Origin of the sequence: uncultured Olegusella sp. (genome assembly GCF_947253395.1) — a bacterium.
In the GTDB taxonomy this organism is placed as follows: Bacteria; Actinomycetota; Coriobacteriia; order Coriobacteriales; family Atopobiaceae; genus Olegusella.
Map to the genome: position 1 here is coordinate 1 of NZ_CAMXYY010000072.1, position 7,548 is coordinate 7,548.

Annotated in this window: 6 protein-coding genes; 5 read left to right on the forward strand and 1 reads right to left on the reverse strand. The window is 44.5% G+C overall.

From position 1 onward, the window contains the following. The 3 genes from Q0X25_RS06235 to ybaK all read left to right on the forward strand — a co-directional run. Positions 1-203: hypothetical protein (locus Q0X25_RS06235; protein WP_298580088.1), on the forward strand; the 203-nt coding region annotated here is incomplete at its 5' end. A 111-nt stretch (positions 204-314) separates the two neighbouring features. Next, positions 315-3,224, forward strand: a complete 2,910-nt coding sequence (gene uvrA / locus Q0X25_RS06240; protein WP_298580090.1) for an excinuclease ABC subunit UvrA — start codon at positions 315-317, stop codon at positions 3,222-3,224. Positions 3,225-3,351: 127 nt separating this feature from the next. Then, the gene (gene ybaK / locus Q0X25_RS06245; protein ID WP_068540320.1) at positions 3,352-3,849 is read left to right on the forward strand and encodes a Cys-tRNA(Pro) deacylase; all 498 of its coding nucleotides are present in this window, start codon (positions 3,352-3,354) and stop codon (positions 3,847-3,849) included. Between the two features lie 419 nt (positions 3,850-4,268). Here ybaK and fic read toward each other — a convergent pair whose 3' ends face one another. Next, a complete protein-coding gene (fic, locus tag Q0X25_RS06250) occupies positions 4,269-4,874 on the reverse strand; it encodes a protein adenylyltransferase Fic (RefSeq protein WP_298580097.1) in 606 nt (201 codons plus the stop codon). A 349-nt stretch (positions 4,875-5,223) separates the two neighbouring features. On the opposite strand from fic, the gene Q0X25_RS06255 reads away from it, so the two are divergent. Further along, the gene (locus tag Q0X25_RS06255) at positions 5,224-6,234 is read left to right on the forward strand and encodes a phosphoglycerate dehydrogenase (RefSeq protein WP_298580100.1); all 1,011 of its coding nucleotides are present in this window, start codon (positions 5,224-5,226) and stop codon (positions 6,232-6,234) included. 453 nt (positions 6,235-6,687) lie between these two features. Continuing rightward, positions 6,688-7,317, forward strand: coding sequence for a bifunctional 4-hydroxy-2-oxoglutarate aldolase/2-dehydro-3-deoxy-phosphogluconate aldolase (locus Q0X25_RS06260; RefSeq protein WP_298580103.1), 630 nt, complete (start codon positions 6,688-6,690; stop codon positions 7,315-7,317). Positions 7,318-7,548 lie beyond the last annotated feature (231 nt).

Genomic DNA, 7,548 nt, shown 5'->3' on the forward strand with positions numbered 1-7,548 from the left:
TTGCGGCACATATTATTGGCGATCGTCGGACATGTCCGGCAGACGATGCTAATTGGGGTGTTTTGCTGCGCACGAGCCCCGAGCTTCAAGCTCGTCTTGACGCGGTGAGTCGTGAGTTTGGTGTGGAAAAGCAGAGCACATCACCGCACGCTATCGCAGCTGCCGATTGCAACTGCCCCCAAGTAGGCAGGGTGGCACAATAGGGAATCTGTGCTGTTCTGCTTAGTTGCTAAAATTTAATAAGAATTCATCACGATTTGTCCTTGGGCATCTTGTGCGATGTCGCAAAGACAGGTAGATAAGTGAGGCGCCGTATGGCTTCGGAAAGCATTGTTATTCGCGGAGCGCGTGAGCACAATCTGCGCGATATCAACGTCACCATCCCTCGCGACAAGCTTGTGGTTATTACCGGTTTGTCGGGATCGGGCAAGTCAAGCTTGGCCTTTGACACTATATATGCCGAGGGTCAGCGCCGCTATGTCGAGAGCCTTTCCAGCTATGCGCGCCAATTTTTGGGACAGATGGACAAGCCCGATCTCGACTCGATTGATGGTCTATCGCCAGCTGTTTCCATCGATCAAAAAACAACTTCACGCAATCCTCGCTCCACCGTGGGTACGGTTACAGAAATCTATGATTATCTGCGACTTCTCTATGCACGCGTGGGTGTGCCTCACTGTCCTGAGTGTGGCCGCGTCATCGAGCGTCAGACTACCGATCAGGTATCAGATAAGGTTCTCGAGGCAGGTATGGGCCGTCGTGCCTACGTGCTGGCACCTGTGATTGTGGGCCGCAAAGGTGAGTACACCAAGCTTTTTGAAGATCTGGCCAAAGAGGGTTTTTCGCGCGTGCGTGTTGATGGCGAAATTCGCGAGCTTGGTGGAGAAGAAATTCGTCTGGACAAGAAGTTCAAGCACAATATTGAGGTCGTAGTAGACCGCGTTGTTATCAAAAAAAATTCACTTGGGCGTATCGCCGAAGCTGTAGAACAAGCAACGCGTCTTGCGGAAGGGAGGGTAGCGTTTTACCTCCTGCCTCAGCGCGATGCACCCGAGGGTAGCGAGGGCGATTTGCTGGAGTACTCTCTTGATCTTGCCTGCCCCATACATGGTCATTCTATTGGTGATTTGCAGCCGCGTGATTTTTCTTTCAATGCACCGTATGGTGCCTGTCCCGACTGCGATGGTCTAGGTACAAAGCGTATGGTGGATGCTGAAGCATTGATCGAGGACCCCAGTTTGTCTGTAGCAAGTGGGGTTTTTGGGAGCATCTTTGGTCATTCTAATTACTACCCGCAGATTTTGGCTGCGGTATGTCGTCATTTTGATGTTGATCCTGAAACTCCCTGGCAAGACCTACCAAAAAAAGTGCGTACTGCTCTGCTTGATGGTACAGGATCAACCAAGATTCACGTAGACTACCATACGCGTGATGGTCGTGATACCAATTGGTCGATTCAATTTTCCGGTGTGCGTTCGATTCTTTTTGACAAGTATCAAGAGACGAGCTCAGATACTATGCGTGCACAATTGGATCGATATATTCGCGAGATACCTTGCCCTACGTGTCACGGTGCGCGACTCAAGCCTGAGTATCTTGCGGTGACTATTGGCGGCAGTAATGCAAAGGGTGAGGGTGTGCCCGAGCGCAATATTTGGGAACTCTGCGAGCTTTCTTGTAAGGATGCTCTGACGTATTTCCGTGGCCTGCATTTGACGGAGCGCCAGCAGCTCATCGGAGCTCCTATCGTGAAGGAAATTCTTGCACGCTTGCAATTCTTGGTGAATGTGGGCTTGGATTATCTGACGCTTTCTCGTGCGGCAGCAACGCTATCTGGTGGCGAAGCCCAGCGTATTCGTCTAGCAACTCAAATTGGCGCTGGTCTGATGGGTGTGCTCTATATTCTTGATGAGCCGTCGATTGGCCTGCATCAGCGTGACAATGACCGCCTGATTGCAACGCTAGGTAACCTGCGCGACCAAGGTAACACGGTTATTGTGGTTGAACATGATGAGGACACGATACGTGCGGCAGACTATGTTATCGATATGGGTCCTGGTGCTGGTGAAAATGGCGGTGGAGTTGTTGCTGCAGGCACGCCAGCTGAAATTGCTGCTAACCCTGACTCACTGACAGGAGCCTATCTTACTGGCAAGCGTATGGTGGCACTGCCTGGGAGTCGTCGCAATCCTGGTCGTGGTGCACTTAAAATCACGGGTGCGACAGCCAATAACCTCCGTGGCGTTAATGCCAAAGTCGAGTTTGGCACGCTTACGCTGGTGACAGGAGTATCTGGTTCGGGCAAATCTTCGCTGGTTACAGATACTTTGGCACCTGCACTCACCAACGCTATTCAGCGTAGCAAACGACCTGTGGGTTCTTATCGCAAACTTGAAGGCATAGAAGAAATCGATAAGGTTATTGATATCGACCAATCACCCATTGGGCGTACACCTCGTTCAAATCCTGCAACCTATATTGGACTTTGGGATGATTTACGTGCGCTTTTTGCTTCGACTCCTGAGAGTCGTGTGCGTGGTTACAACCCAGGACGTTTTTCTTTTAATGTATCGGGTGGTCGCTGCGAGGCTTGCAAGGGTGACGGTCAAATCAAGATTGAGATGAATTTCTTGCCTGATATCTACGTGCCTTGCGAAGTGTGTCATGGCAAGCGCTACAACCGAGAGACTTTGCAAGTTCTCTATCATGGCAAGTCGATCTCGGACGTGTTGGACATGACCGTGACCGAGGCATTGGCGTTTTTCTCGGCTATCCCAAAGATTAAAAATAAGCTTAAGACGCTCTACGATGTGGGTTTGGGTTATGTACATCTGGGTCAGCCTGCAACAACATTATCCGGTGGCGAGGCTCAGCGTGTAAAACTGGCAAAAGAGCTGCATCGCCAGCAGACGGGTCGCACTTTTTACATCCTTGACGAGCCGACAACGGGTTTGCATTTTGAGGATGTGCGTCAATTGATTGATGTATTGGAGCGCCTGGTAGATGCAGGTAATACGGTGCTTGTCATTGAGCATAATCTTGATGTAATCAAGATGGCAGATCGTATTATCGACCTTGGACCAGAAGGCGGAGCTGGTGGCGGTACGCTTGTTGCTTATGGCACGCCCGAGCAGGTGGTACAGGTGCCCGAGAGCTATACCGGCAAGTATTTGGCACCCATCCTTGAGCGCGACCGTGCTCGTATGAAGACAAAGAAAAGGTAAGTGTTGCTGTGTGGTTATATGAGAGACCTATGAGAGATAGTACCGCTAGAGACATTACTGCGAGAGACACGAGCGCTAGAAACGCTACAGCTAGAAACACTACCGCTTTGCTTAGCTAGGGAGTTACATGGCAAAAAAAGACAAGGTCCAAAAAACAAATGCGATGCGCGAACTGGATCGTGCTGGCATTCGTTATGAGGCGCTCGAGCTTGAAGGCGAAGAAGATATCTCGCGCGGTTTGGGCGTGCGCATGGCACATGAAGCTGGCGAGGATCCCGATTCGGCGTTCAAGACTTTGGTTTGTGTGGCACCGTCGGGAAACCATGTTGTGTGTTGCATTCCCGTCGCACAGGAGGTTGATCTTAAAAAAGCCGCAGCTGCAGCTGGAGAGAAATCTCTGACGCTTTTCCCTTGGCGGGAGCTGGAGGGTTTGACAGGGTATGTGCGCGGAGGTTGCTCTCCTATTGGTATGAAGCGGCAGCTGCCAACCTTGATTGATGAGACGGCCCAACTATTTGAGCGCATTTCAGTGTCGGGCGGGCGGCGTGGCCTGTCTTTGATGGTAGAGCCAGACGCGTTGCTTGACTTCCTTGGAGCAAGCTACGCCGATATCACTCGTGTATAGGCAAGAATTGCGTATATGCATGACCTAGGTCGTTGCTTTCCGTGTTACTTTCTGTTGAGAATTGCTTGCGGTTTGTGCCGGCACTTCAAAATTAGATAAGTTTTTATCTGATACTCTATATCTGATATAGTTGATTAAAACATTTATACTTGGTCAGCTATAGTGCTACTTGGAATTACGAATAAATTCTTGTATAGCTGCAATTAGATAGGGGATTGCTTTTATTATCGAAACGATGATAACTGCAACAATTATAAAAACCAAGATTTCAGGCATGTGATTACCTATCTATCCGCGGTTTCATTTCGTTTGCATACATTTGGTTTGTCTTGTCTACCAGCATCCTTACGACACAGTATAGTTGAACCAAATTTATTCCCAAGCATGAATCAAGGGCGCATCTATCAATGTGCTCTGTCTTACAGATATTCAGTCTTATAGCTTATATATCCTTCATAATGATAGCTTGCATCAATACCTTTTATGTATACGTCTCTATCAGAGATGGCATACGTTAGAGCTTCATGCAAGACGTGTTTGATTTCGATATCTCGGATAGGGCTACGTTCCATTGCGAGAAGATAATCTTCTTTATTGACCTTACTCCAATCAATTACCTGGCCAAGATTCTCCTTGAGCATTAAATCGAGCCAAATCCTAGTAGAACGTCTGTTTCCTTCACGAAACGGATGAGCAGCATTCATTTCGACATACTTCTCAACTATTTCATCAAAAGATTCCTGAGGCATTTTCTCAATATTTGTAAGGCTTGTTTTAAGATACATAACAGGAGCGAATCTAAAGCTTCCCTTGGCGATATTTACTGTACGAATCTTTCCCGCAAATTTATACACATCTTGGAAAAGGAAAGCATGAATCTTTTGAAGTGACTCGACTGTTCCTGGGATAAGCGTATCTAAGAATCCGCTTTCGAACATCTCAAGAGCTCGCTTTTTACTTAAGCGCTCCTCTTCGCGAGCAAGCTCTGCTTCTTCTGTGATATGGAGTTTATTTTCTAAGATCATAGATTCATATTTCCTTATACAAATAACTTTTTGAGCAAGGATTACTTCATATTCCTGAGTATATCCAACTTACACTTGTGAGGGAGGGGGGTAGCTACTTATAGGAATGCCAGAAAGCAAAAGGCAATGTTAAAGGGAATAGTGACGGTCATTTTATTTTTCTCTTACTGGCATGAATTGTTTCTTGGTACAAATGATGAATATTAGTAACCTTGTAAATGCGTAATTGAGTTCGTATTAAATATATAAAATCACAAAAGGTGAGGATTTTAGATAACTATTTAGATCGATTTGTTATTTGCAAGAAGTAATAGTAAAAATTGACGTAAAAGAGTTTAGGAGTTGGAAGATGGGGGTTAAGTGGGTCGTTTGCTCCACCGCAGTTACATTTGGAATCAGCACGGAAGAACCAGTGCGGCGACTCGAAGCGGCCGGTTGTGAGGTACGCTTAAATCCATTTGGCCGACCATTAGATACGAATGAGATGTATCAGTTTGCACATGATGCAGACGCCATTATTTTGGGCAACGATGATCTGCCTTCAAGCGTCATAAAAAAGTTAAAAAATCTAAAAATTATTGCTCGCTATGGTGTTGGTTTTGATGGTGTTGATATTGCTGAGGCGCGTGATCTTGGTATTGAGGTAACTTATGCACCAGCTGCTAATAGGGAGGAAACAGCCGATTTTACTTTTGGGCTTATTTTGGATCTTGAACGTCATATTTCGCAAATGATTATTGATACGCGCTCAGGCTTATGGAGTAAATATACTGGTACTAGCTTATATGGTAAGACTATTGGTATCGTTGGCGTTGGTCAGATTGGAACCGCTGTTGCTCGTCGTGCTATGGGTTTTGGAATGGATATCTTAGGATATGATATTGAGCAGCGTAACGAAGCGACAGTTTATGGTGTTGTGTATACCACACTTAATGATTTGCTTAGGCGCTCTGATGTCATAAGCATCCATCTACCTTTGGATAATTCTACCCGTGGACTTATTGGTTCAAGAGAATTGCGCTTGGTAAAAAACGGATCAATCCTTATTAATACTGCACGTGCAGGAATTGTGAAGCATGGAGCGCTTAATCACGCATTGCAGACTGGAAAGCTTGCTGGTTTTGCTATAGACGTATTTAGTAAAGAACCCCCCGAGCATCAACCCTACTATGATTATGAAAATGTTTTAGTAACTCCTCATGTTGCAGGCAACACATATGAAAGTAGTCTGCGCATGGGCAATATTACAGCAGATAATATCCTTGCTGTAAAAGAGGGCGTACGTCCGCCCGATCCTGTTACCCCGCAACATCTTTATGAGAGTATGTTCAGCATGGGGCAAACTACAACAACCAAATAATTTTTTGTATTGGTTAACACTACGGTTTATAAACGCCTGTATTAGATCATAAAAATGCTTAATTATTTTGGATCTGCCACAGGCGAATTTCGGTATAGATATCATTAATATATTGTCCCTCAGAAAATTGAAGTCTCAACGAGTCTCATAAGAGCTATCATAGGACTTCATATAAATATACAAATAATATATAAATATATGCAAAATACTATAATATCAATCTCTAAAATTTATGGAGATACTATGAATATATATTAGAACAGAATATGAATTATACATTTTAAAAAAATATAATTGCAAAAAGAAGTGGATATATATTCCAATATTGATACAAATTATGCTGCAATAAAAATAGATTATTGTATTTGTGAAGAACATATGGTCTAATCTCATATAAATAATAAAAAATACATTTTTGAAGCTAAAGGTATTTTATAAAGGGGGGGAATAAAGGTGATTAATCCCAACACTGTCAAATATCCCAAGGTTACTGTCATATTGAGGGGATATGACTACAGTCAGGTTCGCTGTGTGGTGAAAAATTTGGTTGGGACTCGGCTAGGTGCAGTCGAAGTTGCTATGAATACGCCTGGAGCTCCGCAGATTATTCAGAAAATTGTTCAGGAGTTTGGTAATGAAATCTTAGTGGGTGCGGGAACAGTGACTTCTGTTGAGCGAGCAAATGAAGCTGTGCAAGCAGGTGCAAAGTTCGCTCTATCTCCAATCTGTTTTTCAGAAGAAATTTTCCGTATTTGTAAAGTGAATAATCTTATGGCTGTTCCTTCAGCGTTTACTCCTTCTGAGGTCTGGAATATGTTTCAGATGGGCGCAGACATTGTAAAGATTTTTCCTGCTGGAACGCTTGGTTCTAGATACATAAACGATCTCCAAGCTCCTCTCAATGCTATGCCTCTCATGGCTGTTGGAGGCGTGAATGCCGATAATTGCCAAGATTTTTTTGACAATGGCGCAACCTATGTGGGAATCGGTTCTGGAATTTTTCATCCTCAGAATATCTTTGATATGGATGATGCGGGAATAAAAGCCGATATTGAAGCATTTGAACAAAAGGTTATTTGGTAGGGAGTTCAAAAAAATTATTAAGGAGACGCATATGTCGATAGGACTCTTTGCTGATGACATTTTTTGAACATGGAAGTGAAGTCTAATACTGAAGTGTAGCTGAAATAATAAAAGCAACTAGTCTAAAACAAGTGATAAGTATTTTCGAATGAAAGGAGAAGTGGGATGAAAAAGAAGACGGTAATAGTTTGTTGTGCATCGTCCATGATTACATCGACCATGGCCTGTCTC